This window comes from Pseudomonas sp. JS3066 (assembly GCF_036328175.1).
In the GTDB taxonomy this organism is placed as follows: Bacteria; Pseudomonadota; Gammaproteobacteria; order Pseudomonadales; family Pseudomonadaceae; genus Metapseudomonas.
This window is the reverse complement of the sequence record NZ_CP143312.1, coordinates 79793-104093: the sequence shown is the minus strand read 5'-3', so window position 1 is coordinate 104093 and position 24301 is coordinate 79793. Positions and strand designations below refer to the sequence as shown.

At 61.3% G+C, this 24301-nt stretch carries 23 protein-coding genes, 2 tRNA genes and 1 rRNA gene; 10 read left to right on the top strand and 16 right to left on the bottom strand.

Translation table 11 applies throughout. The features are described 5' to 3' along the window. Positions 1-28: 28 nt before the first annotated feature. The 4 genes from SA496_RS00460 to tyrS all read right to left on the bottom strand — a co-directional run bounded on the left by SA496_RS00460 (position 29) and on the right by tyrS (position 3541). Positions 29-104, bottom strand: a tRNA-Ala gene (locus tag SA496_RS00460). Between the two features lie 32 nt (positions 105-136). Beyond that, positions 137-213: transfer RNA gene (locus SA496_RS00455), tRNA-Ile, on the bottom strand. Between the two features lie 65 nt (positions 214-278). Then, positions 279-1815: ribosomal RNA gene (locus SA496_RS00450) — 16S ribosomal RNA — on the bottom strand. A 526-nt stretch (positions 1816-2341) separates the two neighbouring features. Next, the gene (tyrS, locus tag SA496_RS00445) at positions 2342-3541 is read right to left on the bottom strand and encodes a tyrosine--tRNA ligase (RefSeq protein ID WP_153920459.1); all 1200 of its coding nucleotides are present in this window, start codon (positions 3539-3541) and stop codon (positions 2342-2344) included. A gap of 181 nt (positions 3542-3722) precedes the next feature. Here tyrS and SA496_RS00440 point away from each other — a divergent pair, with 181 nt between their 5' ends. Together SA496_RS00440 and SA496_RS00435 are read left to right on the top strand one after the other, a co-directional pair. Continuing rightward, positions 3723-5162, top strand: coding sequence for a peptidoglycan DD-metalloendopeptidase family protein (locus SA496_RS00440; protein WP_120653286.1), 1440 nt, complete (start codon positions 3723-3725; stop codon positions 5160-5162). Positions 5163-5166: 4 nt separating this feature from the next. After that, positions 5167-6258 carry an anhydro-N-acetylmuramic acid kinase gene (locus tag SA496_RS00435; RefSeq protein ID WP_120653287.1) on the top strand — a complete coding sequence of 364 codons (1092 nt, stop codon included), beginning with the start codon at positions 5167-5169 and terminating at the stop codon, positions 6256-6258. Positions 6259-6315: 57 nt separating this feature from the next. Here SA496_RS00435 and erpA read toward each other — a convergent pair whose 3' ends face one another. After that, entirely contained in the window at positions 6316-6666 is a 351-nt protein-coding gene (gene erpA / locus SA496_RS00430; protein WP_120653288.1) for an iron-sulfur cluster insertion protein ErpA, read from the bottom strand. Positions 6667-6817: 151 nt separating this feature from the next. Further along, positions 6818-7852 (bottom strand): N-acetyl-gamma-glutamyl-phosphate reductase, encoded by a 1035-nt coding sequence (argC, locus tag SA496_RS00425; RefSeq protein ID WP_120653289.1) that lies wholly within the window; start codon positions 7850-7852, stop codon positions 6818-6820. A 134-nt stretch (positions 7853-7986) separates the two neighbouring features. Here argC and hemJ point away from each other — a divergent pair, with 134 nt between their 5' ends. The 5 genes from hemJ to SA496_RS00400 all read left to right on the top strand — a co-directional run bounded on the left by hemJ (position 7987) and on the right by SA496_RS00400 (position 12633). Next, a complete protein-coding gene (gene hemJ / locus SA496_RS00420) occupies positions 7987-8412 on the top strand; it encodes a protoporphyrinogen oxidase HemJ (protein ID WP_120653290.1) in 426 nt (141 codons plus the stop codon). A gap of 21 nt (positions 8413-8433) precedes the next feature. Continuing rightward, complete coding sequence (locus tag SA496_RS00415; RefSeq protein WP_120653291.1) at positions 8434-9396, top strand: NAD(P)H-dependent flavin oxidoreductase; 963 nt, start codon at positions 8434-8436, stop codon at positions 9394-9396. Next, the gene (locus tag SA496_RS00410; RefSeq protein WP_153920456.1) at positions 9393-10652 is read left to right on the top strand and encodes an alanine racemase; all 1260 of its coding nucleotides are present in this window, start codon (positions 9393-9395) and stop codon (positions 10650-10652) included. The genes SA496_RS00415 and SA496_RS00410 overlap by 4 nt, the downstream gene beginning before the upstream one ends. Positions 10653-10746: 94 nt before the next feature. Further along, positions 10747-11790 carry a DUF805 domain-containing protein gene (locus SA496_RS00405; protein WP_153920455.1) on the top strand — a complete coding sequence of 348 codons (1044 nt, stop codon included), beginning with the start codon at positions 10747-10749 and terminating at the stop codon, positions 11788-11790. 54 nt (positions 11791-11844) lie between these two features. Then, entirely contained in the window at positions 11845-12633 is a 789-nt protein-coding gene (locus SA496_RS00400; protein ID WP_120653294.1) for an SDR family NAD(P)-dependent oxidoreductase, read from the top strand. 6 nt (positions 12634-12639) lie between these two features. Here the strand turns inward: SA496_RS00400 and SA496_RS00395 are convergent, their stop codons facing one another. Further along, positions 12640-14121: an AAA family ATPase gene (locus SA496_RS00395; RefSeq protein ID WP_120653295.1), complete on the bottom strand. Its 1482-nt coding sequence runs from the start codon at positions 14119-14121 to the stop codon at positions 12640-12642. A 90-nt stretch (positions 14122-14211) separates the two neighbouring features. Here SA496_RS00395 and SA496_RS00390 point away from each other — a divergent pair, with 90 nt between their 5' ends. Both SA496_RS00390 and coq7 read left to right on the top strand, forming a co-directional pair. Continuing rightward, positions 14212-14550: a histidine triad nucleotide-binding protein gene (locus tag SA496_RS00390; RefSeq protein ID WP_120653296.1), complete on the top strand. Its 339-nt coding sequence runs from the start codon at positions 14212-14214 to the stop codon at positions 14548-14550. Between the two features lie 84 nt (positions 14551-14634). Next, positions 14635-15282: a 2-polyprenyl-3-methyl-6-methoxy-1,4-benzoquinone monooxygenase gene (coq7, locus tag SA496_RS00385; protein ID WP_120653297.1), complete on the top strand. Its 648-nt coding sequence runs from the start codon at positions 14635-14637 to the stop codon at positions 15280-15282. A gap of 60 nt (positions 15283-15342) precedes the next feature. Here coq7 and speD read toward each other — a convergent pair whose 3' ends face one another. Next, positions 15343-16137: an adenosylmethionine decarboxylase gene (gene speD / locus SA496_RS00380; RefSeq protein WP_120653298.1), complete on the bottom strand. Its 795-nt coding sequence runs from the start codon at positions 16135-16137 to the stop codon at positions 15343-15345. 251 nt (positions 16138-16388) lie between these two features. Next, the gene (locus SA496_RS00375; protein WP_330114863.1) at positions 16389-16814 is read right to left on the bottom strand and encodes an OsmC family protein; all 426 of its coding nucleotides are present in this window, start codon (positions 16812-16814) and stop codon (positions 16389-16391) included. A 226-nt stretch (positions 16815-17040) separates the two neighbouring features. On the opposite strand from SA496_RS00375, the gene crp reads away from it, so the two are divergent. Then, entirely contained in the window at positions 17041-17685 is a 645-nt protein-coding gene (gene crp / locus SA496_RS00370; RefSeq protein ID WP_028631060.1) for a cAMP-activated global transcriptional regulator CRP, read from the top strand. A 60-nt stretch (positions 17686-17745) separates the two neighbouring features. Here the strand turns inward: crp and trpC are convergent, their stop codons facing one another. The 7 genes from trpC to SA496_RS00335 all read right to left on the bottom strand — a co-directional run bounded on the left by trpC (position 17746) and on the right by SA496_RS00335 (position 24289). Beyond that, positions 17746-18582, bottom strand: a complete 837-nt coding sequence (trpC, locus tag SA496_RS00365; RefSeq protein ID WP_120653300.1) for an indole-3-glycerol phosphate synthase TrpC — start codon at positions 18580-18582, stop codon at positions 17746-17748. Beyond that, a complete protein-coding gene (gene trpD / locus SA496_RS00360) occupies positions 18579-19628 on the bottom strand; it encodes an anthranilate phosphoribosyltransferase (RefSeq protein ID WP_120653301.1) in 1050 nt (349 codons plus the stop codon). Before trpD ends, trpC begins: the two co-directional genes overlap by 4 nt. Further along, positions 19628-20221: an aminodeoxychorismate/anthranilate synthase component II gene (locus tag SA496_RS00355; RefSeq protein ID WP_120653302.1), complete on the bottom strand. Its 594-nt coding sequence runs from the start codon at positions 20219-20221 to the stop codon at positions 19628-19630. Before SA496_RS00355 ends, trpD begins: the two co-directional genes overlap by 1 nt. Positions 20222-20231: 10 nt before the next feature. Beyond that, entirely contained in the window at positions 20232-21719 is a 1488-nt protein-coding gene (gene trpE, locus SA496_RS00350; RefSeq protein WP_120655293.1) for an anthranilate synthase component I, read from the bottom strand. Positions 21720-21812: 93 nt separating this feature from the next. Then, positions 21813-22652 carry a phosphoglycolate phosphatase gene (locus SA496_RS00345; protein WP_120653303.1) on the bottom strand — a complete coding sequence of 280 codons (840 nt, stop codon included), beginning with the start codon at positions 22650-22652 and terminating at the stop codon, positions 21813-21815. Position 22653: 1 nt separating this feature from the next. Continuing rightward, complete coding sequence (gene rpe, locus SA496_RS00340) at positions 22654-23322, bottom strand: ribulose-phosphate 3-epimerase (protein ID WP_330114862.1); 669 nt, start codon at positions 23320-23322, stop codon at positions 22654-22656. 139 nt (positions 23323-23461) lie between these two features. Continuing rightward, positions 23462-24289 (bottom strand): ABC transporter permease, encoded by an 828-nt coding sequence (locus SA496_RS00335; protein ID WP_120653305.1) that lies wholly within the window; start codon positions 24287-24289, stop codon positions 23462-23464. Between the last annotated feature and the right edge of the window lie 12 nt (positions 24290-24301).

The window sequence follows — 24301 nt, the reverse complement described above, 5'->3', positions numbered from 1 at the left end:
AATTCTGGACTCTTGGTCAGCCTGGAGATGGTGGAGCCAAGGAGGATCGAACTCCTGACCTCCTGCGTGCAAAGCAGGCGCTCTCCCAGCTGAGCTATGGCCCCAATGTCAACCGGTCATACGACCCCGCGACAATTGGTGGGTCTGGGCAGATTCGAACTGCCGACCTCACCCTTATCAGGGGTGCGCTCTAACCAACTGAGCTACAGACCCAATCGCCTTCGCAATTGAATCAAGCAATTCGTGTGGGAACTTATGAAGAAGCTGAAGTCTTCGATTAAGGAGGTGATCCAGCCGCAGGTTCCCCTACGGCTACCTTGTTACGACTTCACCCCAGTCATGAATCACTCCGTGGTAACCGTCCCCCTTGCGGTTAGACTAGCTACTTCTGGAGCAACCCACTCCCATGGTGTGACGGGCGGTGTGTACAAGGCCCGGGAACGTATTCACCGTGACATTCTGATTCACGATTACTAGCGATTCCGACTTCACGCAGTCGAGTTGCAGACTGCGATCCGGACTACGATCGGTTTTATGGGATTAGCTCCACCTCGCGGTTTGGCAACCCTTTGTACCGACCATTGTAGCACGTGTGTAGCCCTGGCCGTAAGGGCCATGATGACTTGACGTCATCCCCACCTTCCTCCGGTTTGTCACCGGCAGTCTCCTTAGAGTGCCCACCATAACGTGCTGGTAACTAAGGACAAGGGTTGCGCTCGTTACGGGACTTAACCCAACATCTCACGACACGAGCTGACGACAGCCATGCAGCACCTGTGTCTGAGTTCCCGAAGGCACCAATCCATCTCTGGAAAGTTCTCAGCATGTCAAGGCCAGGTAAGGTTCTTCGCGTTGCTTCGAATTAAACCACATGCTCCACCGCTTGTGCGGGCCCCCGTCAATTCATTTGAGTTTTAACCTTGCGGCCGTACTCCCCAGGCGGTCGACTTATCGCGTTAGCTTCGCCACTAAGATCTCAAGGATCCCAACGGCTAGTCGACATCGTTTACGGCGTGGACTACCAGGGTATCTAATCCTGTTTGCTCCCCACGCTTTCGCACCTCAGTGTCAGTATCAGTCCAGGTAGTCGCCTTCGCCACTGGTGTTCCTTCCTATATCTACGCATTTCACCGCTACACAGGAAATTCCACTACCCTCTACCGTACTCTAGCTCAGTAGTTTTGGAGGCAGTTCCCAGGTTGAGCCCGGGGATTTCACCTCCAACTTGCTGAACCACCTACGCGCGCTTTACGCCCAGTAATTCCGATTAACGCTTGCACCCTTCGTATTACCGCGGCTGCTGGCACGAAGTTAGCCGGTGCTTATTCTGTTGGTAACGTCAAAACAACCAGGTATTAACTAGCTGCCCTTCCTCCCAACTTAAAGTGCTTTACAATCCGAAGACCTTCTTCACACACGCGGCATGGCTGGATCAGGCTTTCGCCCATTGTCCAATATTCCCCACTGCTGCCTCCCGTAGGAGTCTGGACCGTGTCTCAGTTCCAGTGTGACTGATCATCCTCTCAGACCAGTTACGGATCGTCGCCTTGGTGAGCCATTACCCCACCAACTAGCTAATCCGACCTAGGCTCATCTGATAGCGTGAGGTCCGAAGATCCCCCACTTTCTCCCGTAGGACGTATGCGGTATTAGCGTCCGTTTCCGAACGTTATCCCCCACTACCAGGCAGATTCCTAGGCATTACTCACCCGTCCGCCGCTCGCCGGCATCCCGAAGGACCCGCTGCCGCTCGACTTGCATGTGTTAGGCCTGCCGCCAGCGTTCAATCTGAGCCATGATCAAACTCTTCAGTTCAATACTGCTTGGGTTTTGAGAAAACCCTAAACTTGGCTCAGCAATCGCAAATAAACTCTCGAATTCACGAGTGTTACTTGTGATGCTGATAATCAGTTGACTACCAGTCTTACCTCACAAGCACCCACACGAATTGCTTGATTCAGTTGTTAAAGAGCGTTTCGATCAAGTCTTTCGTCTCAACCGAGGCCGCGCATTCTACAGCAGCCTTTCTTACTGTCAAGCTGTTTTTCGAAAATCTCTTTTCTACTCAACCGCTTGCGCTTTCGATCCGATTCACTCTTCTCGTCAGCGGGAGGCGCATTCTACAGCGTTGAAAGTCGCTGTCAACACCTCGGCGATCATCTTCTGGCCGACCTCTCGGAAGACCGAAGCGACAAGCACTACCACCGCCTGCCGACCACCTCTCCCGCGCCTAACTACAGCTAAGTGCTTGATTTTCAAGCCTTTCCGCTGCTTCGTCGCTGGGAGAGGTGCGCATTATAGGGATGCAGAATCTGCCGTCAACACCTTTCCTGAAATCTTTTTACTCGACCGCCAGGGATACGCGAGCAAAGGATTTCTTACCGGCCTGTAGCACATGGGTCGCACCTAGCTTGAAGACGTAGGCACGATCCACCACCTCGCCATCCACGCGCACACCACCAGCACCGAGCAGATCACGAGCCACTGCGGCATTCTTGACCAGGCCCGCCTTATTAAGGACAGAAGCGATGGGCATATCCTCGGTAGCAGTCAGCTGGACTTCCGGCAGATCGACCGGCAGCTCGCCCTCTTTCATACGGTTGCCCGCAGAACGGTGAGCGGTAGCAGCGGCTTCTTCGCCATGGAAGCGAGCCACAATCTCTTCAGCAAGCTTGATCTTGATGTCACGCGGATTGGCACCCACCTCGATATCACGCTTGAACTGCTCGAGCTCTTCCATGGAGCGGAAGCTCAGCAGCTCGAAGTAGCGCCACATCAGCTGATCCGGTATTGAAACCAGCTTGTTGTACATGATCCCCGGCGCTTCCTGGATACCTACATAGTTACCCAGAGACTTCGACATCTTCTTCACACCATCCAGGCCTTCCAGCAACGGCATGGTGAGGATGCACTGGGATTCCTGCCCATAGGCACGCTGCAATTCACGCCCCATCAGCAGATTGAATTTCTGATCAGTACCACCCAGCTCGACATCCGCCCTCAGCGCGACCGAGTCGTAGCCCTGCACGAGCGGATAGAGGAACTCGTGAATCGCGATAGGTTGATTGGTGCTGTAGCGCTTGCTGAAGTCATCGCGCTCAAGCATGCGCGCAACGGTGTACTGCGATGCAAGGCGAATGAAGTCTGCCGGGCTCAGCTGGTCCATCCAGGTGGAGTTGAAGGCCACCTCGGTCTTGGCCGGATCGAGGATCTTGAACACCTGAGCCTTGTAGGTCTCGGCATTGTCCAGGACCTGCTCGCGAGTCAGAGGCGGACGGGTAGCGCTCTTGCCGCTGGGGTCGCCAATCATCCCTGTGAAGTCGCCAATCAGGAAAATCACCTGGTGTCCCAGCTCCTGGAACTGGCGCAGCTTATTAATAAGGACGGTGTGCCCCAAGTGAAGATCAGGAGCAGTCGGATCGAAGCCCGCCTTGATGCGCAGCGGCTGGCCACGCTTGAGCTTTTCGACCAGCTCGGACTCGACCAGGACCTCTTCCGCACCGCGCTTGATCAGCGCCAGCTGCTCTTCAACCGACTTCATGACAGGACTCATAGACCGTGGATAGACAAAGGGGAACCAACCATACAAGATCGCGAACTAATTACAAGTTTTGCGCCCAGCCCCATGCCAGTCAGCGGAAGGCACCAATCCAAGGTTGCCTAGGGCGGATTTTGATTATATTTTAGGCAGTTAGTTCATATTCCAAAAAACACCACACGCCATGACGCATTCAGTACCTAAAGCGCCGCCGTACCCGAAGAGCCACTTGCTGGCTGCAAGCGGTGTGGCTGCGCTGCTCAGCCTGGCCCTGCTGGTGTTCCCGTCCCGCGAAGTCGAGGCGAAGAAGACCTACATCAATCTGGAGCTGGAAAACGGCTCGGAGATGGTGATCCAGGAGAAGGACGATCTCCGACAAGCTCCCGCAGCCGGGGATGAGGGTATCTCGCCGTTTGCCAAGATCGAGAACCCAGCCGAGAACCAGAACAGCGCCGGAAAAGACGCGGACAAGAAGAAAGAAGTAGCTACCGACCTCGCTACCATCAAGACGCCTGTTGATCCCAGCCTCAAAGCTGTGACCGTGGGCAACGGCGACACTTTGTCCACGGTGTTTGCCAAGGTTGGCCTGTCCGCAAACGTCATGCATGACGTCCTGAGCAGCAGCAAGGATGCGAAGCAGCTCAGCCGCCTGAAGGTTGGCCAGAGCTTCGAGTTCAAGCTGGCCCCCAATGGTGAGCTCGAGAAGATCAGCACCAAGCTGAGCGGCCTCGAAAGCGTTCACCTTGAAAAGACATCCAAGGGTTACGCCTTCAAACGTGACCTGATCAAGCCGGAGCTCCGCTCGGCTTATGCCCGCGGCGTCATCGACAGCTCCCTGTTCCTGTCCGCCAAGCGTGCCGGCCTGTCCCATGACCTGACCATGGATCTGGCTAACATCTTCGGCTACGACATCGACTTCGCGCTCGACATTCGCGAAGGCGACGAGTTCGAGATGATCTACGAAGAAAAGGTGGTCGAGGGCAAGAAAGTCGGTAGCGGTGAAATCCTCGCCGCGCGCTTTATCAACCGTGGCAAGACCTTCTCTGCAGTCCGCTACGTCGACAAGCAAGGCAACGCCAGCTATCTGCGTGGTGATGGCACTGCAATGCGCAAGGCCTTCATCCGCACTCCGGTAGACTTCGCGCGCATCAGCTCGCGCTTCTCCAACGGCCGCCGACATCCGATCCTGAACAAGATCCGCGCCCACAAAGGCGTCGACTACGCAGCACCTCGTGGCACCCCGATCAAGGCCACCGGTGACGGCAAAATCGTCCTGGCTGGCCGTCGTGGTGGCTACGGTAATGCGGTGATCATCCAGCACGGCAGCAAGTACAAGACTTTGTACGGCCACATGCAAGGTTTCGCCAAGGGTATTCGCACTGGCGGTAGCGTGAAGCAAGGCCAGATCATCGGATACGTGGGCACTACCGGTCTCTCCACCGGCCCGCACCTGCACTACGAGTTCCAGGTTAACGGCGTGCACGTCGATCCGCTGGGTGTGAAGCTGCCGATGGCCGACCCATTGATGGCCAGCGAGAAGAAGCGCTTCATGCAGATGACCCAGCCGCTGATGGCGCGCATGGACCAGGAAAAGGCCAGCATGCTGGCCATGAACAAGCGCTGATCAGATGCCGCGCTATCTGGGAGTGATGTCCGGGACCAGCCTTGATGGCCTGGACATCGCCCTGGTCGAACAGACCGATCGCATTACCCTCCTCGACACCCACTACATTCCCATGCCCAGCTCGCTACGCAGCGAGCTGTTGGCACTCTGCGCTTCTGGCCCGGACGAACTGGCCCGCGCGGCCCTAGCGGAGAATGGCTGGGTAGAACTGGCGGCTTCCGGGATCAACGCACTACTGGTTCGCAACAACCTGGGCGCCAAGGACATTCGCGCCATCGGCAGCCATGGCCAGACAGTGCGTCACGAGCCCGCACGCGGATTCACCGTGCAGATCGGCAATCCAGCCCTGCTTGCTGAGTTGACCGGCATCACCGTAGTAGGCGATTTCCGCCGGCGCGATGTCGCCGCCGGGGGCCAGGGCGCGCCGCTCGTGCCGGCATTCCACGAGTCGCTGTTCGGAGATGCCGACAACCACCGCGCCGTGCTTAACGTCGGTGGCTTCAGCAACCTCAGTCTCATCGATCCGGGTAAAGCGGTACATGGATTCGATTGCGGTCCCGGCAACGTTCTACTGGACGCCTGGATCCATCTCCAGCGGGGCGAAAGCTTCGACCGCAATGGTGACTGGGCAGCAACCGGCACCCTGCAACAACGCCTGCTGGAAACCCTCTCCGGTGATGCCTTCTTCACCACGCGCGGCCCGAAGAGCACGGGACGCGAGCTGTTCAATCTCAGCTGGCTCCAGTCACACCTGGCGCGCCTCCCGAAATTCAAACCCGAGGATGTGCAGGCTACCTTGCTCGAACTCACCGCGCGAAGCATCATCGATGCGCTGCGCGCCGCGCAGCCGAAGACCGATGACCTCCTGGTCTGTGGTGGTGGAGCGCACAACCGCCAACTGATGCTACGGCTCGCCGCCCTGCTACCCGGCGCTCAGGTCCGCAGTACAGCAGATCTCGGCGTGGACCCGGACTGGGTCGAAGCCATGGCCTTTGCCTGGCTCGCACACTGCTGCCTCGAAGGGATTCCCACCAATCGCCCCAGCGTTACCGGCGCCAGGGGCCTGCGCATCCTTGGCGCAATCTACCCTGCCTGATCCACAAACAAAAACGCCGTGCCCAAAGGCACGGCGTTTGTTGTATTCGGACTCGAATCAGATCGAGAAGGACGAACCGCAGCCGCAGGTGGTGGTGGCATTCGGGTTCTTGATCACGAAGCGCGAACCCTCGAGGCCTTCCTGATAGTCCACTTCGGCACCGGCCAGATACTGGAAGCTCATCGGGTCTACCACAAGGCTCACGCCATCGCGCTCGACAATGGTGTCATCGTCAGACACGTCTTCATCAAAGGTGAAACCGTACTGGAAGCCCGAGCAGCCGCCACCGGTGACGAACACACGGAGTTTCAGGCGCGGGTTGCCCTCTTCATCGACCAGGTTCTTCACCTTGCTGGCCGCGCTCTCGGTGAACATCAGGGCTGAAGGGGTGAAGGTTTCGACGCTCATGCTGCAACTCTCCCGGCTTGACGCCGCCATACTGCGCTAAGGCGAGGCATTATCCGCTTACCCTACAAAACTGGTCAACTATTAAGCGATTCGACCCACTCTATGGATCGGAGTGCGACGCCGACCGTGCAATTGCCGGCGTCGCGCCCCATCAGGGCAGCAGAGCAGCGTGGGACAGGCCCAGGCGCTCCTCGAGGCCGAACATGATATTGAGGTTCTGTACCGCCTGGCCGGACGCCCCTTTGACCAGGTTGTCGATCACCGAGAGCACCACCACCAGGTCGCCGCCCTGAGGACGGTGAACCGCGATCCGGCAAACGTTGGCACCACGGACGCTGCGGGTTTCCGGATGGCTGCCCGCCGGCATCACATCGACGAAGGGTTCGCTGGCATAGCGCTTTTCGAACAGGGCCTGCAGGTCGACGCTCTTGTCCGCGACGTTTGCGTACAGGGTGGCGTGAATACCACGAATCATCGGCGTCAGGTGTGGAACGAAGGTCAGGCCGACCGGACCACCGGCAGCGCGACGCAGACCCTGGCTGATTTCCGGCAGGTGACGATGCCCTTTAACCGAGTAAGCCATCATGCTCTCGCCCGCCTCGCAGAAAAGCGAGCCCACCTTCGCGCCACGGCCAGCGCCGCTGACGCCGGACTTGCAGTCAGCGATCAGTTGCGTGGTGTCGGCAAGGCCAGCTTCCAACAGCGGAATGAAGCCAAGCTGAGTGGCGGTCGGATAGCAGCCAGGGACTGCGATCAGGCGCGCGCCCTTGATCGCTTCACGGTTCACTTCCGGCAGGCCGTAAACGGCTTCCGGCAGCAGGGTGGGCGCTCCGTGGGGCTGACCGTACCACTTGGCCCATTCTTCAGCATCCTGCAGTCGGAAGTCAGCGGAAAGGTCGATCACGCGGGTACCGGCGTCCAGCAGTTCGCCGGCCAGCGCGTGGGCAACGCCGTGCGGCGTAGCGAAGAAGACCACGTCGCAGCCGCCCAAGGTAGCCACATCGGGCACGCTGAACGAGAGGTTGTCGTAGTGGCCGCGCAGGTTCGGGTACATATCGGCGACCTTCACCCCAGCCTCGGATCGCGAGGTGATTACCGCGACCTCCGCTTGCGGATGCTGAGCCAGCAGACGCAGCAGTTCGACACCGGTATAGCCCGTGCCGCCGACGATTCCGACCTTGACCATCACTTGCCCCTCAAAGAACCGATTGGAAAGCTGCCGATGATAAGGCCGCATCGGCCAGGGGCCAACCGCCGAGGTGACGTGCGGCCGCTCAAGCCTCTACTATCCGGGCAATCTGTCTGATGGAAACCGTCCCCATGCTCTATCTGTGGCTCAAGGCCCTGCACATCATCGCCATCGTCTGCTGGTTCGCCGGCCTTTTCTACCTGCCACGCCTCTTCGTCTACCACGCCATGGCCGAGGACGAGCCCAGCCGCGAACGCTTCAAGATCATGGAGCGCAAGCTGTACCGCGGCATCATGGGCCCCTCGATGATCGCCACGCTGGTGTTCGGCATCTGGATGCTCTATCTCAATCCGGCCTGGCTGAGCCAGGGCTGGCTGCACGCCAAGCTCACCCTGGTCATCCTGCTGATTGGCTATCACCACGCCTGCGGCTCCCTGCTCAAGCGCTTCGCGCGCGGAGAAAACCGCCGCGGCCATGTGTTCTTTCGCTGGTTCAACGAAGTCCCAGTGCTGTTCCTGATCGCCATCGTCATCCTGGTGGTGGTCAAGCCCTTCTGACCCTGACAAGAGGAATGCCAGATGCCCCTGCCCGCCCTGCTCGAACAACGCCTGCGCTTGCCGGTCGTAGCTGCGCCGATGTTTCTGGTTTCCAACCCCAAGCTGGTCCTGGCCTGCTGCAACAACGGCATCGTCGGCAGCTTTCCCGCGCTCAACCAGCGCGAGAGCAGCGGCTTCCGCGCCTGGCTCGATGAGATCGAAGCGTCGCTGGGGACGGATGCGGCCCCCTACGCGGTGAACCTGATCGTCCATCACAGCAACCCGCGTCTGCAGGCGGACCTCGCGATCTGCGTGGAAAAGCGCGTCCCGATCGTCATCACCAGCCTGGGAGCGGTGAAGGAAGTGGTAGACGCCGTGCATAGCTACGGCGGTCTGGTATTCCACGACGTGACCACCCGCCGCCACGCGGAGAAGGCCGCCGAGGCGGGCGTGGACGGTTTGATCGCGGTTGCCGCCGGCGCCGGTGGCCATGCCGGCACCTGGAGTCCCTTCGCCCTGGTCGCCGAGATTCGCCAGTTCTTCGACAAGACGCTGCTGCTCGCCGGTTGCCTCAACCACGGCCACGAAATCTTCGCGGCCCAGATGCTCGGCGCCGATCTGGCCTATCTCGGCACCCGTTTCATCGCCACCCAGCAAAGCGACGCCGAAACTCGCTACAAGCAGATGATCCTCGACGCCCGAGCCGCCGACATCATTCATACGCCAGCCGTCTCCGGCGTGCCGGCCAGCTTCATGCGCCAGAGCCTGGAGGCAGCCGGCTACGACATGAAACGCCTCGCCGACAAGGGCAGTGTCGACTACGGCGAGAAGCTGAAACCGGTCAGCGATGAAGCCAAGGCCTGGAAGACCGTGTGGTCCGCCGGCCAAGGCGTCGGCAACATCCGCGACTTGCCGACCGTGGACGAACTCATCGCCCGACTCGACCAGGAATACCGCGCGGCCCGCGACAAGTCCGTGCAACTGGGCCAACGCTGGGCACGATGAGGCGACGAACTCTGCTCGGTATTGGCGCGCTTGGCGCGCTTGGCATCTGGGCGGCGCGCCCGACTGATCATGGCCGCCCCCACGACGCCTACTTCACACGCCTTAACCAACTGTTTCGCGAAGACGGTGGCGGCGTCCCGCAAATGGTCATCGACCTTGATCGCCTGGATGCCAACGCCGATTTGCTCGCCGCCAGGCTGGGTTCGCGCCAATTGCGCCTGGTGGCAAAGTCTTTGGCGTCCGGCGGACTGCTCGATTACCTGGCACGCCGCCTGAACTGCACGCGCTTCATGGTTTTCCACCAGCCGCAGCTGAACCAGTTGGCTCGCCTCTTCCCCTCCGCCGACCTGCTGCTGGGCAAACCCTTACCCACCGCCGCAGCCCTGGCCTTCTACCAGCAGTTGCCCCGTCACCTCGGTTTCGACCCGAGCAATCAGGTCACCTGGCTCGTGGACAGCGCCCAGCGCTTGCAGGAATACACCGAGTTGAGCCGTGCGCTTGGCCAATCGCTGCAGGTTGCGCTGGAGATCGACATCGGTCTCGCGCGCGGTGGGCTCTCTTCACCCGACGCACTGGCCAACGTCCTTTCGCAAATGACGGCGTCTGCGTCTCCATTGAAACTGCGCGGGCTTATGGGATATGACGCTCAGGTCGCCCACGCGCCATTCTGGATCGGCAAGGAACGGGCCCTGAGAGAAAGTAATGCGCGCTACCAGGCATTCATCCAGGTGGCCCGCACATTCCCGATCTGGCCACAGGACCCCCTGCTGAATGGCGGCGGTAGCCAGACCTACCCACTACACGTCGCTGGCAACGGGCCCCTGAGCGAGGTCGCTGTGGGTTCCGCCCTGCTCAAGCCCGCCGCCTTTGACAGCGAATTACTCCGGGAACACCAGGCGGCCCTATGGATAGCCAGCCCTGTGCTAAAGGTGCTCGATGGCACCCTGCCCTATCTGGACAACGTTCAGGGCCTGCTGCAGGGCTGGAACCCTAATCGCCAGCGCGCTCATTACCTCTACGGCGGCAACTGGCAGGCAGAGCCGGTCTCCCCCGCAGGGTTGGGCTACGACAGCCTCTATGGCCGCAGCGCCAACCAGGAACGCCTGATTGGGTCCCGGAGCACGGGGCTTGCCGTGGACGACTGGGTATTTCTGCGCCCCACCCAATCCGAAGGAACCCTTGGCGAGTTCGCTGACTTGCGCCTGCTGCGCCGTGGCAACCTGGTCGGCCGCTGGAACCCGCTGAGCCTGGCCTGAGCCCCACTTTTTGTGCGCCAGGCCGCTTGTGCCGTGGGCCAGCGCGCAATTACGCTGTGCCATCATTCTTTCTGTCGCTGACAAGGATGCCCGCATGACCGAAGCCCGCTTCAAAATCGTCTTCGACGGTGAGCCCATGCCCGGTGTGGCGCTGGAGACCGTCAAGGAAAACCTCGCCCGTCTGTTCAAGAGCGATGCCAGCAAGATCGACAGCCTGTTCGGCGGCCGCAGCGTCGCGCTCAAGCGCGATCTGGTGGAAGCCGAGGCGGATAAGTACCTCACCGCATTGCAGCGAGCCGGCGCGATGGTGCGCAAGGAGCAAGACATTGCAGCCGGCCTGAGCCTGGTGGCCACGGAAGATCACCCTGCCCCGGTCACCGCAGCCGCTGCTGCAGAAACCAGCACTGGCACTGACACCATGAACTGTCCCAAGTGCGGCCACGAGCAGGCCAAGGCAGCCGAGTGTCAGGCCTGTGGGATCATCATCGACAAGTACCTGGCGCGCCAGGCGCAACTGACAGAAGAGGCGCCGCAGGTAAAGCCATCCGTCATCAGTAGCGAAACGACCTCCCCCTACGCGCCACCCAGAGCACAGGTCGGCGAGCAACTGCCAGAGTTCGGGGAACTGAAGGTCCTCGGCACCAGCGGCCGGATCGGCCGGGTGCGCTATCTGGGCTGGAGCATGGCGCTGATGCTGGCGTTCCTGCCGATTGGAGGGGTGATCCTCGGCAGCTTTGCACTCTCCGACGCACTGGCGGCGCTACTGACCCTAGTGGCCTGCCTTGCTCTGGTGGTGGTCAGCGTGTGCATCGGTGTGCAGCGCCTCCACGATATCGGCTGGTCCGGCTGGCTCTGGCTGCTGAACTTCGTCCCGATCATAGGCAGTGTGTTCGCCCTGATCATGCTGTTCATGCCAGGTACAGACGGCCCCAACCGCTATGGCCCACCGCCGCCGCCCAACAGCCGAGGGGTAAAAGTGCTGGCATGGCTGATTATTTTGGTACCGGTTATCGGTATAGTCGCCGCCATTTCGTTACCGGCTTACCAGGACTATCTGATGCGCACCCAGATGGGCGACGCCGCAAGCTTCGAGCAGCCGGGCGATGCGCCCGCCCTCGAAGGCGAGTCCGCAGAGTAAGCAACCTCCCGGGGCCGGCGTTGTCCAACCCGGCCCTGTTATGGAGAACCCCAGATGCCTCGTTATGCCCTGATCACCGGCGCCTCCAGCGGTATTGGCCTGGCTCTGGCCGAGGCACTGGCGCGACGGGGCCGTCGCCTTTTGCTGGTCTCCCGGAATCGGGACGCGCTCGAAAGCATCGCCTGCGAACTGACCCAGCGCTTCGGTGTGGAAGTGCTGTTCCGCTACTGCGACCTCGCCGAACCCCTTCACGTATCCGGCCTGCTGATGGACCTGGAGCAGGGCGAACGGGAAATCGACCTGCTGGTGAACAATGCCGGCATAGGTTCTTCCGGGACATTCGTCGACCAGGACTGGGGCCGTGAGCAGGAACTGATCGAACTGAACATCCTCGCGCTCGCGCGGCTCTGCCACGGCATCGGCGGTCTGATGGCGCGGCAGGGCGGCGGACAGATCCTCAATGTTGCCTCAGTAGCGGGCTTCCAGCCCGGCCCCTGGATGAGCAACTACTACGCCAGCAAGGCCTACGTGCTGAGCTTCTCAGAAGGTCTGCGTGAGGAATTGCGACCGCGCGGCGTGAAAGTCTCGGTTCTGTGCCCCGGCCCCACCCGCACTGCCTTCTTCCGCGGCGCCCACTTGGAAGTCGGGAAGCTTGAGGGCAGCAAGCTGATGATGAGCCCAGAAGAACTGGCACTGTTCGCTGTACGTGCACTGGAAAAGAACCGCGCGATCATCATTCCTGGCTGGCGAAACCGGCTTGCAGCGCAGCTCCCGCGATTGGCACCACGCTGGCTGGTACGCCGCCTACTGGGCCGGATCATTCGCCGCTTCGCCCAGCCCTGAACAGGCTCAATCAGCCTTTACGCAACGCCCATCCGCCCACGCGCGCAAGTTTGCCAACTGCTCGGCCATCAGCACCGAAAGCGGCGCCGTCCCCTTGAGTTCACATAGCAGCAGGGTCTGGTCGGCCGGGCATTGCTGGGCCTGCGACGCATAGAGCATCCCCACCACCGCCTGCTCGATCTCGGCGCCCGAGAAACCATCGCTGGCGGCGACCAGCTGATGCAGGTCGAACTGCGCCGGGTCCAGTTCGCGGCGAACGAGGTGAATGCGGAATATCTCGGAACGAACCTCGGGCTGCGGCAGGTCGACGAAAAACAGCTCGTCGAAACGTCCCTTGCGCAGCAACTCCGGTGGCAGGCGATCAATCGCGTTGGCGGTTGCGACCATGAACACCGGCGCCTTGCGCTCGGCCATCCAGGTCAGCAGGGTCCCCAACACGCGCTGGCTCACGCCACCGTCATGGTCACCGCTGGCCAGCCCCTTCTCTACCTCATCCATCCACAACACGCAGGGCGCCATCTGCTCGGCGAGCTTCAAGGCCTCGCGCAGGTTGCGTTCGGTCTCGCCGAAGAACTTGTTGTACAGGCAGGCAAAGTCCAGGCGTAGCAGTGGCAAGCCCCAGAGGCCGGCAACGGCCTTGGCCGCCAGGCTCTTGCCGCCGCCTTGTACGCCGACTAACAGGACACCCTTCGGCCGGTCCACCGCCTTTTCGTCCAGCACCGCAGCCTGGCGCTCGGCCAACCAACGTTTGAGATTGGCCAATCCGCCCACTTCGGCGAACCGGGCGGTCTCGTATTCGAAGCTGAGCACGCCTTCCAGATCCAGCAACTGGAACTTGGCCTTATTCAGCTCCGGCAAGTCTTCCTGGGTGATGGCACCGTCGTCACAGATCACGTTGCGCGCCAACGCGCGCGCTTCTCCGTGGCTCATGCCGCGCAGGTTTTTCACCACCTGCTGCAGGGTGCGGTTGTCCGTCCGGACCCGCGCGCCCCGATTGCGCTCGCTCCAGCGCGACGCCTCTTCCCGAACGATGCTCAGCAGCTCGTCTTCATTGGGCAGCGCCAGATCGAAACGGGCGGCATAGCGTTGCACCTCCGGCGGCAACTTCAGCGCGTGGGAAACCAGCACCAGCGTCGGCTTGTGATTACCCTCCGCCATGGCCACCTCCTTGAGCAGGCGCACCACCTTGGGGTTGTCACTGAGGAACGGGTGCAGGTCGCACATCACATAGAGGTTCGGTTGCGGATCGGCCTTGATCAGCTTGAGCGCCGTTTCCGGCTCGCGGCTATCACCCTCGCCCAGGACTTCGCCTCCAAAACCCAGGCGCTGCAGCCCTTCGCTGATGGCCCAGGTGAAGAGTCCGAGCCCACGTTTGACCGCAAGGCTGGTGAGCGTTTCCAGCACCCGGCGCTCGTCCCATGACTCGATCAGGATCAGCTTCACGCGTGAGTCCAGTACCAGGCCGAGGTCGTGGATATCGTTCTTCACAGGGGCTCCTTGTGGGCATCGGCCAGCGCTGGCCGGGGCAATCGCTCACCGTTAAACTCGGGACCTCTTATAACAGGCCGGAGAATTCCCGTGGACTGTCTGTTCTGCAAAATCGCCGCCGGAGAAATTCCCGCGCGCAAGCTCTATGAAGATGACCAGGTCGTCGCCTTCCACGACATTGCGCCGCAGGCCCCCGTGCACTTCCTGGTGATCCCGAAGAAGCACATCCGCACCCTCACCGAACTCACTGAAGGTGACAAGGCACTGGTCGGCCACATTGCCTATACCGCCCAGCGCCTCGCTGCCGAACAAGGCTGCGATGAGGGCTTCCGCCTGGTGATGAACTGCAATGAGCAAGGCGGCCAGACCGTCTACCACATCCACATGCATGTCCTCGGCCAGCGCCAGATGCACTGGCCGCCGGGCTGACCCATCGGCCGGGGCCTGATACCGGTCAAGCCTCGGTCATCCCCTTGCGGTAGAATGCCCACCGATATTCCACGGAGGTGCCGCATGGCCAGCGAACGTTCCTATTCCCCCGCCGACCGTCTGCTGCTGCAGGCCGATGCCGCGCTGCGTACGCTGCTGCCGTTCACCGGCCAGCCATTCCGACCCTCCCCTGCCGAAGGCCAGGCCGATGCCGAACTCAAACCTGAGGACGCTCGCCATATCGCCGGACTGATGCGCATCAACCACACCGGCGAGGTCTGCGCGCAAGCGCTCTATCAGGGCCAGGCGCTGACCGCCAAGCTGCCGGAAGTGCGCGAAGCCATGGAACATGCGGCCGAGGAAGAGATCGACCACCTGGCCTGGTGCGAACAGCGCATCCGCGAGCTCGGCAGCCGCCCTAGCGTCCTCAACCCGATCTTCTATGGACTGTCCTTCGGCGTCGGCGCCGTGGCCGGCCTGATCAGCGACCGGGTCAGCCTGGGTTTCGTCGCAGCGACTGAAGACCAGGTATGCAAGCACCTCGACGAACACCTGGCGCAGTTGCCTGCCGATGATGCCAAGTCGCGAGCCATCCTCGAGCAGATGCGTACCGACGAAGAGCAACACGCCACCAGCGCCCTGGAAGCTGGCGGCCTGCGCTTCCCCGCCCCAGTGAAGTTCGGCATGACGCTGCTGTCGAAGGTCATGACCAAGAGCACCTACCGGGTCTGAAACCCGCACATGAAAAAGGGCGCCACCAGGCGCCCTTTTCGTTTCCACTGCGAAACTACATCAGTGAGGCATGTTCCGCGCGTAGAAGATTTCCAGCATTTCGTGGCGCACGCGCTCCTCGACTTCCTTTCGCTGTTCAGGCGTCAGGTTGTTGGTGGCGTCACCAAACAGGTAGTTGTCCAGTTCGAAGTCCTTGAGCAGCATCTTCGTGTGGAACATGTTCTCCTGGTACACGTTGACGTCCGTCATCTGATAGGCGTCCTGGGTGTCGTCGGAGAGGTAGTTCTGGATCGAGTTGATCTCGTGGTCGATGAAGTGCTTCTTGCCTTCCACGTCACGGGTGAACCCGCGCACGCGATAGTCCACGGTGACGATATCCGAGTCGAACTGGTGAATCAGGTAGTTGAGCGCCTTCAGCGGTGAGATAACGCCGCACGTGGAAACATCGATGTCCACCCGGAAGGTTGCGATACCCGACACCGGATGGATTTCCGGATAGGTGTGAACGGTGATGTGGCTCTTGTCGAGGTGGGCCAGGATGGTCTCCGGCAGCGGGCCAGGAGATTCCTCGATCTGGCTGTCGGTGGGGGTCACCGGCTGCTCGGAGATCAGGATGGTCACACTCGCGCCCTGGGGATCGTAATCCTGGCGGGCAATATTGAGGATATTGGCACCGATGATGTCGACTACGTCGGTGAGGATCTGGGTCAGGCGTTCGGCATCGTACTCTTCGTCGATGTACTGGACGTAGGCCTGCTGGTCCTCGGGGGTTTCCGCGTAGCAGATGTCATAGATGTTGAAGCTCAAGGTCTTTGTCAGGTTGTTGAACCCGTGGAGCTTGAGTTTGCTTTTCACCGTTGAGAGCTCTCTGTGCATATGCGGCTCTGCCGCGTGGTTGAGCATGCCCGTCAGAAGCGCACGACACTTCTGCGTAGGACGGTTTACACCTCTTCGCGTTGGCGATTGTGGTCGTAGGTTCGGAGCCCGATGCCCCGGAAATTGGAAGGGGGCGAATTATGCAGACGACGGGCGCCGTCTGCCAGAGTTTGCCGCGCAAATATGATGGCCGGATGTCCTGCGCCATCCGGCCGTCGGCTAATTGGAAATCACGCGCCGAGTTCGACGATCTCGTAATCGTGGGTGATCTCGACGCCGGCACGGCCAAGCATGATCGAGGCCGAGCAGTACTTCTCGGCGGACAGCTCCACCGCGCGCTTGACCTGGGCCTCTTTGAGACCGCGCCCTTTCACCACGAAATGCACGTGGATTCTGGTGAATACCTTGGGGTCTTCGCTGGCGCGCTCGGCCTCAAGAAAAGCTTCACAGCTTTCCACGGGCTGGCGGGACTTCTTCAGGATGCTCACCACGTCAAAGTTGGTGCAGCCGCCCAGGCCAAGCAACAACATTTCCATGGGACGCACGCCCAGGTTGCGACCACCGGACTCGGGTGGACCGTCCATCACTGCGACATGGCCGCTGCCGGATTCGCCAAGGAACAGGGCTTCGCCTGCCCATTGGATGCGTGCTTTCATCGCCTGAAACTCCGCTCGGAAAAAGGTGCGGTAGCTTATCACAGCGCCTTTTCCCCGCCGGCCCGCAAATAGTTCCTGAGCAGGTGTTAGATGCGTCGCAAAATCACATTGTCGAATCAGGGACCTCTGTTAAGCTGGCGCCGGATTACTGGCACACTTGGCCGGACAACTATTAGAAAATTGCCTGTTGGACAAAGGCTTACCTTCTCTTTTTCGGGACTCGGGCATGGTCGCAATTACCCTTACACCAAAAATAAAGAGCCTGGACAAAATACTCGCGCATTGTCACCGCCGCCGTTACACGGCCAAGAGCACCATCATCTATGCAGGTGATCGTTGCGAAACCCTCTTCTTCATCATCAAAGGCTCCGTCACCATCCTGATCGAGGACGACGATGGGCGCGAAATGATCATCGCCTACCTTAATGCCGGCGACTTCTTCGGCGAGATGGGGCTGTTCGAAAAGGAAGGGGCGGAGAAGGAGCGCAGCGCCTGGGTTCGGGCCAAGACGGAATGCGAAGTGGCTGAACTGAGCTACGCCAAGTTCCGCGAGCTCACCCAGCAGGACCCGGAAATCCTCTACGCACTGGGCAGCCAGATGGCTGACCGCCTGCGCAATACCACCCGCAAAGTGGGCGACCTGGCCTTCCTCGATGTCACCGGCCGTGTTGCGCGCACCCTGCTCGACCTGTGCAAGCAGCCCGATGCCATGACCCATCCGGACGGTATGCAGATCAAGATCACCCGCCAGGAAATCGGCCGGATCGTTGGCTGCTCCCGCGAGATGGTCGGCCGCGTACTCAAGAGCCTTGAAGAACAGGGCCTGGTGCACGTGAAGGGTAAGACGATGGTGGTCTTCGGCACGCGCTGAAGCCCCCAACGAAAAAGCCGGCGCAAGCCGGCTTTTTCATTTCTGGAGGACCGAACCGGATCAATCCGGATCGATTCCCGCCACCACGCGGTTGCGATCGGGGAAGAACAGGCGGCCCAGTTCGACGCCCGGCTCTTCGGCGCGCATGAACGCTTCGCCTACCAGGAACGCATAGACGCCGCTGACTTCCATCAGCTCTACGTCGGCGCGGTTGAGAATGCCACTCTCGGTAATGACCAGGCGATCACGTGGAATACGTGGCAACAGATCGAGGGTGTTTTCCAGGCTGACCTCGAAAGTGTGCAGGTTGCGGTTATTGATGCCCACGAGCGGGGTATCCAGGCAGTTCAACGCGCGATCCAGCTCTTCACCGTCATGCACTTCCACCAGCACGTCGAGGCCGACATCCTTGGCGGTGGCGGCCAGTTCCTTCATGCGTACGTCGTCCAGCGCGGAGACGATCAACAGGATGCAGTCCGCGCCGATAGCGCGAGCTTCGACCACCTGGTACGGGTCGATCATGAAGTCCTTGCGGATCACCGGCAGGGAGCAGGCGGCACGAGCCTCCTGCAAGTACGCATCGGCGCCCTGGAAGAAGTCCACGTCGGTCAGGACCGACAGGCAGGCTGCACCGCCAGCCTCGTAGCTCCTGGCGATCTGCGCAGGGTTGAAGTCCTCGCGCAGCACGCCCTTGCTGGGCGAGGCTTTCTTCACTTCGGCAATCACTGCCGGCTCGTGGCGCTCGGCCCGTTCCAGCAGCGCGCGGGCGAAACCACGAGGTACGTCGGCAGAGCGAGCCAGCGCCTCGACCTCGGACAGGGAAACGCGGGCACGGCGCTCCGCCACTTCCTCAGCCTTGCGCGCCAGGATCTTCTCAAGAACGGTTGGGATGCTCACGCTTCATTCTCCACTCGGAACACCGCGGTAAAGGAGGCCAGCTCGTCCAGCTTCTCGCGGGCGAGGCCGGTGTGCAGAGCGTCCTGCGCCAGACGCACACCTTCCTTCAGGCTGGAGGCCAGGTCTGCAGCATAGAGGGCCGCACCGGCATTCAACACGATCATGTCGCCGGCCTTCTGGCCATTTTCGGTCTTGCGCCTGCCCAGGGCATCGCGGATCAGTTCAAGGGATTCCTGTGGGCTGCCAACAGTCAGACCGATCAGGCTTTGGCTCTTGATGCCGAAGTCCTCGGGCTGGATCTGGTACTCGGTCACTTCGCCGTTCTTCAGCTCTGCGACATGGGTCGGCGCGGCGAGGCTCACCTCGTCCAGACCATCGCGCGAATGCACGACCAGAATGTGATCGCTGCCCAGGCGCTTGAGCACCTCGGCCAGCGGACGGCACAGCGTCTGGCTGAACACGCCCACGACTTGGTGCTTCACACCGGCCGGATTCGTAAGCGGGCCAAGCATGTTGAACAGGGTGCGCAGACCCAGCTCACGACGTGGGCCGGCAGCGTATTTCATGGCCTTGTGATGAGCCTGGGCAAACATGAAGCCGACGCCGATGCTCTCGATGCAACGGGCGACTTGTTCGGGATTGAGGTCGAGATAGATGCCAGCGGCTTCCAGCACGTCGGCGCTGCCGGTTTTGCCGGAAACCGCTCGGTTACCGTGCTTGGCAACCTTGCCGCCCGCAGCGGCGACCACGAAGGTGGCGGCGGACGAAACGTTGAAGATGTTGGCGCCATCACCGCCGGTACCGACCACATCCACCACGTGCTTGAGGCTGGAAAGCTCGACTCGTGTCGCCAGCTCACGCATCACCGAGACCGCACCAACGATTTCCTCGATGGTCTCGCTCTTCATGCGCATCCCCATGAGGAAGGCGCCGATCTGCGCATCAGTGCACTGGCCGGTCATGATCAGGCGCATCACGTCCTGCATTTCTTCGATGGTCAGGTCCAGCTGGTTGACCACCCGGTTCAGGGCTTCCTTGATGTCCATCAGCGCACTCCGCCGGTCTGCTTGAGGAAGTTGGCCAGAAGTTCATGGCCCTGTTCGGTAAGGATGGACTCCGGATGGAACTGCACACCCTCGATATTCAGCGTTTTGTGACGCAGCCCCATGATCTCGTCGACGGTGCCATCGGCATGCTGGGTCCAGGCGGTGACTTCCAGCTCGCCGGGCAGGGTTTCCAGCTTCACCACCAGGGAGTGGTAGCGGGTGACGGTCAGTGGGTGGTTCAGGCCTTGGAAGACGCCCTGGTCCTTGTGGAACACCGGGCTGGTCTTGCCATGCATGGCCTGGCGCGCGCGCACCACATCGCCGCCGAAAGCCTGACCGATGCTCTGGTGACCCAGGCAGACGCCGAGAATCGGCAGCTTGCCGGCGAAGTGGCGGATCACCTCCAGCGACACGCCCGCTTCGTTGGGCGTGCAGGGGCCGGGAGAGACCACGATGCGTTCCGGGTTCAGCGCTTCAATCTCGGCGATGGAGAGCTCGTCGTTACGGATCACATGCACGTCCGCGCCCAACTCACCGAGGTACTGCACCACGTTGTAGGTAAAGGAATCGTAGTTGTCGATCATCAGCAGCATGGTGCAATCCTCAGGCGTCGGTCTTGGCGGTCTGTTCGGCGAGAGCCACGGCACGGAACATGGCGCGGCGCTTGTTCAGCGTCTCTTCCCATTCCAGTGCCGGGACTGAGTCGGCGACGATGCCGGCGCCGGCCTGCACGTGCAGCTCGCCGTCCTTGATGACCGCCGTGCGGATCGCGATGGCAGTGTCCATATTGCCGTTCCAGGCCAGGTATCCCACGGCACCACCGTAGACGCCGCGTTTGACCGGTTCGAGGTCGTCGATGATCTCCATGGCGCGGATCTTCGGTGCGCCGGAAAGCGTGCCGGCCGGCAGGATGGCGCGCAGGGCTTCCATTGCGGAGATGCCTTCCTTGAGCTGGCCGGTGACGTTGGAAACGATGTGCATCACGTTGGAGTAACGCTCGATCACCATCTTCTCGGTGACCTTGACGCTGCCCGTGCTGGCAACGCGGCCGACGTCATTGCGGCCGAGGTCGATCAGCATCAGGTGCTCGGCCAACTCCTTGGCATCGGAGAGCAGGTCTTCTTCCAGGGCGCGGTCGGTCTCCTCGGTCGCGCCGCGCGGGCGAGTGCCGGCAATCGGGCGCACGGTGACCAGGCCATCCTCGACGCGCACCAGCACTTCCGGCGAACTGCCCACTACGTGGAAGTCACCGAAGTTGAAGAAGTACATGTAAGGCGTTGGGTTGAAGCAGCGCAAGGCGCGGTACAGATCGATGGGAGCGGCCTGGAAGGGAATCGACATGCGCTGGGATATCACCACCTGCATGCAGTCACCGGCCAGGATGTACTCCTTGATCTCACGCACCGCCTGCTCGTAGTCCTCACGGGTGAAGCTGGAGCGGAAGTCCGGCTCACCCCCGACAGGCAGGCTGGGGTCCACGCCCAGGCGCGGCACTACCGGCTGGCGCAGTTTCTGACGCAGTTCGACCAAGCGCGCCTGGCCCTTCTCGTAGGCCTCGGGCTGAGTCGGATCGACCAGGACGATGGCGTGCAGCTTGCCAGCGAGGTTGTCGAACACGATCACAGCGTCCGAAACCATCAGCAGGATGTCCGGAGTGCCCAGCGGATCGGGATTCGGGCAATTGGCCAAACGCTTTTCTACGTAGCGCACGCAGTCGTAACCGAAGTAGCCGACCAGGCCGCCGTTGAAACGCGGAAGGCCAGCGATGGGCGCCACCTGATAGCGTTCTTTGAACGCTTCGACGAAGGCCAGCGGGTCTTCGCAATCGTGGGACTCAACTTCGACATCATCGACGCTGACGCTGACTTTCGGGCCGTGGGCGCGCAGTACAGTGCGGCTCTGCAGGCCGATGATGGAGTAACGGCCCCATTTCTCGCCGCCCTGCACGGACTCCAGCAGGTAGGAGTACGGGGTATCAGCGAGCTTCAGGTAGAGGGAAAGGGGGGTATCGAAATCCGCCAGGGTTTCGAACGCAAGCGGAATGCGGTTATAGCCTTCGGCGGCCAAACGCAGGAATTCTTCGCGGGTCATGATCAGCCTCATGGGGCGGGGAACCCCTTTGAGGGGTTCCTGGAGAAAAAGACGTCGGTGTGAAAGCGCGCCGGAGTATCCGGCCAGAATGAATTAGGCGCGCCAGCGCCAACGGGCGACGGCCTTGATGATCTTCATTCCGGCTCGTTCGAGCCAATGCTTGCAGGGAACCACCACGTGTCTGTCTCGTTGAGGCGGATTGTCGGAGGAGTTCGGCGACATTAGCGCAGCGCCGTGGGCGGCGCAACCGCCGGGAAGCAGCTCACGCAGGTCATCCACCACCAGCGCCGGTTCCTCTTCGGCGATGGGCCGGCCGTGGTTGTAACCGTAGCTCAGGGCCACGCATTTGACCCCGGCGGCCTTGGCAGCGAGCACGTCATTGCGCGAATCACCGACGAACAAGGCCTCGCCGCGGCTGACGCCAGTCATGTGCATCACATGGAGCAACGCGGCCGGGTCAGGCTTCTGTTGCGGCAGGGTGTCGCCAGCGATGATCAGCGGGAAATAGCGGCCCAGCTTCATCTCGTCCAGCAAGGGTGCAACGAAACGCTCGGGCTTGTTGGTGATCAGCGCCAGCTCCACGCCCTTCTTCTTCAGCCACTTCAGGGTTTCTGCCACACCGGGATAGACAGTGGTCAGCGCATGGCTGTCGGCGTAGGCCTCCATGAACAGCTCCAGGCCGCGTTCGGCGTCGCTGTCATGCACGGAGGAATGGTCGAGGCCGCCGGCCAAGGCACGGCGTACCAGCACCCGGGCGCCGTTGCCAACCCATTCGCGGACCTGCTCGACGCCAGCCACTGGGCGCCCCAAGGCGACCAGCATGCGATCAATGGCGGCCGCGAGGTCCGGCACCGAATCCACCAGGGTACCGTCCAGGTCGAACATCACCAGGCGTGGCAGACGCCCATCGAACAGCCGGTGCAACGTGCCCATATCAGACCTGGGCCAGCTCGGCGCGCATGGCGGCAATGACTTCGGCGTAATCCGGCGTATTGAAGATGGCCGAACCGGCGACGAAGGTATCGGCGCCCGCAGCGGCTATCTCGCGGATGTTCTTGACGTTGACGCCGCCGTCGATCTCCAGGCGGATGTCTCGACCTGAGGCATCGATCAGGGCGCGGGCCTCGCGAAGCTTGTCGAGGGTGCCGGGAATGAACTTCTGCCCACCGAAGCCAGGGTTGACGCTCATCAGCAGGATCATGTCGACCTTGTCCATCACGTACTTCAGCACGTCCAGCGGAGTGGCCGGGTTGAACACCAGGCCGGCCTTCGCACCGCCGTCGCGGATCAGTTGCAGGGAGCGGTCGATGTGCTCGGAGGCTTCCGGGTGGAAGGTGACATAGGTGGCGCCGGCTTCAATGAAGTCGCCAATGATGCGGTCCACCGGCTTGACCATCAGGTGCGCATCGATGGGCGCAGTGATGCCGTACTTGCGCAACGCCGAACAGACCATGGGGCCGATGGTCAGGTTGGGCACGTAGTGGTTGTCCATCACGTCGAAGTGAACGATGTCGGCGCCGGCGGCGAGAACGTTCTCCACTTCCTCACCCAAGCGGGCGAAATCGGCGGAAAGAATCGACGGTGCGATGGCGAAAGGCTGCATGGCTGACCTCAGGGCAGAATCACGGTGGCGCGAATTGTAGCCGGGATGGATGGCGCGCGGGGATTCGACCGATGACTGAGGCGGGGCGGAAAAGAACCTGCCCGCGACGGGGACGCGGACAGGTGAAGGTTAAAGACGTTTACTCCGGCATGGATGTGCGCATGCGCTCGCTGCGGCCGCGCAGCCACTCCAGCACCAGCAGCAGCGCAATGGAGAAGCCGATCAGCAGGGTTGCAGCGGCGGCGATGGTGGGGCTGAGGTTCTCGCGTATGCCACTGAACATCTGCCGCGGCAGGGTCGCCTGCTCGGGGCCGGCGAGGAACAAGGTCACCACCACTTCGTCGAAGGAGGTGGCGAAGGCGAACAGCGCCCCCGAGATCACTCCCGGTGCGATCAGCGGCAGGGTCACCTTGAAGAACGCGGTCAGCGGCGGTGCGCCCAGGCTGGCGGCGGCACGCACCAGGTTGTAGTTGAAGCCCTGCAAGGTCGCCGACACCGTGATGATCACGAACGGCACGCCGAGCACCGCGTGCACCAGTATCAGCGACAGGTAGCTGTTACCCAGGCCCAACGGGGCGAAGAACAGGTAACTGGCCACACCGATGATCACCACTGGAACCACCATTGGCGAAATCAGCAGGCTCATCACCAGTGCCTTGCCGCGAAATTCGCCACGGGTCAGGCCAATGGACGCCAGCGTACCGAAGACCATCGCCAGTACGGTCGCTGCCGGGGCAACGATCATGCTGTTGGTCAAAGAGCGCATCCACTCCGCCGAGTTGAAGAAGTCGGCGTACCAGCGCAGGGAAAAGCCCTGCAGCGGGTACACAAGGAAGGTGCCGGAATTGAACGACAGCGGGATGATCACCAGCACCGGCAGGATCAGGAACAGCAGCACCAGGCCGCAAAGGCCACGCAGCGTGTAGAACCACAGGCGCTCGACCGGAGACATGTAGGGACTCAGCATTTTCTTGTTCTC